This is a genomic window from Mesorhizobium sp. M7A.F.Ca.CA.001.08.2.1, from assembly GCF_003998455.1.
In the GTDB taxonomy this organism is placed as follows: Bacteria; Pseudomonadota; Alphaproteobacteria; order Rhizobiales; family Rhizobiaceae; genus Mesorhizobium; species Mesorhizobium ciceri.
This window is the reverse complement of the sequence record NZ_RZPW01000884.1, coordinates 1-2,331: the sequence shown is the minus strand read 5'-3', so window position 1 is coordinate 2,331 and position 2,331 is coordinate 1. Positions and strand designations below refer to the sequence as shown.

General features: G+C 64.7%; 3 protein-coding genes. 1 reads left to right on the top strand and 2 read right to left on the bottom strand.

All coding sequences use genetic code 11. From position 1 onward, the window contains the following. Positions 1–378: TIGR03808 family TAT-translocated repetitive protein (locus tag EN914_RS32445; RefSeq protein ID WP_127389545.1), on the top strand; the 378-nt coding region annotated here is incomplete at its 5' end. Here the strand turns inward: EN914_RS32445 and EN914_RS32440 are convergent. Both EN914_RS32440 and EN914_RS32435 read right to left on the bottom strand, forming a co-directional pair. Further along, positions 371–1,375 carry an asparaginase gene (locus EN914_RS32440; RefSeq protein ID WP_013532676.1) on the bottom strand — a complete coding sequence of 335 codons (1,005 nt, stop codon included), beginning with the start codon at positions 1,373–1,375 and terminating at the stop codon, positions 371–373. The two genes, EN914_RS32445 and EN914_RS32440, sit on opposite strands and share 8 nt — an antisense overlap. A 25-nt stretch (positions 1,376–1,400) precedes the next feature. Then, on the bottom strand, positions 1,401–2,331 hold a 931-nt coding region (locus EN914_RS32435), incomplete at its 5' end, for an acetyl-CoA acetyltransferase (protein WP_127389544.1).

The following is a 2,331-nucleotide window of genomic DNA, read 5'->3' as shown; positions in this document are numbered from 1 at the left end:
GTGCGCAATCTGTCGCCCAGCGGCCCCTACCCCGCCGACTCGCCGGGATTTGGCGTCGGCATCGGCGTTGAGGCCGACACCACCGTTTCCAACAATGTCATCGAGAACGCGCCACTCTATGGCATGCAGATCGGCTGGGGCCCGTACCTGCGCAATGTCGTCGCCACCGGCAACATCATCCGCAAGGCAGGAACCGGGATCGTCGTATCCGTGGTCGAGGGCGCCGGTACGGCCGTCATTTCAGACAATGTCATCGACGGCGCGCTGAACGGTGCGGTTGTCGGCCAGCGCTGGGCGGAGCCCGCGACAGGCGATCTCGCCTCGTCAAACGGTAGCGGCTACGCGCATCTGACCGTCGAGCGCAATCACGTCACTTGAGAGTTGCCGTCGGCCTCAGCGCTCCGACTTTGGCACCGTTGCGATTTTCGATGGGCGTGTTTGCCAATTCGAGCAGCTTCGCCGCCAAGGCCTCGTCGGCACGCAACAGTTTGGCAAGGACCGCGGCAACCATGGCTTCGCCGGCGCGGCCGGCGCCATCATCGCATTTGAGTGCGATGCCGAGGCCAAGTTCCGGAATTGCGGCACAATGGACGCCTTCGGCGCCGCCCTTCGTGAAAATCCGCCCTGGTGCGGCCTCCATCAACGCGACGTCTTCGCGGCCGCTGCCGGAAACGAAGAAGGGCTCGGCCATGCAGGCGGAAAGCAGCCGCTTTGCAGCCTTGGCTCGCTCTGGGCCAAAACCTGATGTCGTGGCCATGCGGGCAAAGCCGAGCGCGAAGCTCCTGAGCGGCACCGCATAGGTCGGGATCGAACAGCCGTCGATGGCACGCTGGTCCTCACCATGGACAGCGCCCGTCACCGACTGCATGGCGTCGCGCACCATGTCCTGCAGGCCGTGTCCCGGCTTGACATAGCCGCGATGCGCAATGCCGGCGTGGACGCAGGTGCAGAGGAAGCCGGAATGTTTGCCGGAACAATTGTTGTGCAAGGCGTTCGGCGAGCCGCCGGCGCGGGCGAGCGCAATCTCGGCGTCATGATTGGACGGCCAATGCGTGCCGCATTCGAGCGCCGATCCGTCCAGCCCAGCCTTGGCCAGCATGGATCGCGCAAGGTCGACATGTGCCGGCTCGCCCGAGTGGGAGGCGCAGGCGAGCGCCAGTTCGCGGTTGCCGAAACCATAGGCATCCGCCGCCCCGCTTTCGACCAACGGCAAGGCCTGGATCGCCTTGACCGCCGAGCGCGGAAACACCGGCTTGGCCGTATCGCCGATCTCCCACACGGGCTTGCCGTCGCCATCGAAGACCGCAACTGAGCCGCGATGCGCGCTCTCGACGATCGCGCCGCGCAAGACTTCGATCAGAACCGGATTTGTCATGTCACCTCCCGCAAATGCGGGCGGTTTATCTGATCCGGTCGAGAATGGAAACGTAGTTGGCGACCGTCGCACCGCCCATATTGAAGATGCCGCCCAGTTTTGCGCCCGGCACCTGGATGCCGCCGGCCTCACCGACAAGCTGCATGGCGGTCAAGACATGCATGGACACGCCAGTGGCGCCGATCGGATGGCCTTTGGCCTTCAGCCCGCCGGATGGATTGACCGGCAGGCGACCATCCTTGGCCGTTGTGCCGTCCAACGCCAGCTTCGCCCCCTCTCCCGGCTTGGCAAGGCCCATCGCCTCGTACTCGATCAGTTCGGCAATGGTGAAGCAGTCATGCGTCTCGACGAAGGACAGATCGTCGAGCGTCACGCCGGCCGATTTCAGCGCCCGGTTCCAGGCCTGCTCGCAGCCTTCGAAGGTCAGAATGTCGCGCTTCGACATCGGCAGGAAATCCTGCACATGTTCGTTGGCGCGGAAGGCAACGGCACGGCGCATCTTCAGCGCCGTGGCGGTGTCGGCAAGGATAAGGGCGGCGGCGCCGTCGGAGACCAGCGAGCAGTCGGTGCGCTTCAGAGGACCGGCAACGAAGGGGTTCTTCTCGCTCTCCTGGCGGCAGAACTCATAGCCGAAATCCTTGCGCATCTGCGCATAGGGATTGTCGACGCCGTTCTTGTGGTTCTTGGCGGCAATCATGGCCAGCGCATCCGACTGATTGCCATAACGCTGGAAATAGGCCTGCGCGATCTTGCCGAAGACGCCGGCGAAACCCGCCGGTGTCTCGCCGTCCTCGGGCAGATAGGACGCCTTGAGCAGGTTTTTGCCGATCTCCGGCCCCGGCGTCGTCGTCATCTGCTCCGCGCCGACCACCAGCACGATGCGAGCGGCATTCGCGTCGATGGCGCGGATGCCTTGGCGGACCGCCGCCGATCCGGTGGCGCAAGCGTTCTCGACA

Excerpts from the sequence above, each read along its gene's own strand:
- EN914_RS32440 (WP_013532676.1), bottom strand. The coding sequence starts at position 1,375 with ATGACAAATCCGGTTCTGATCGAAGTCTTGCGCGGCGCGATCGTCGAG.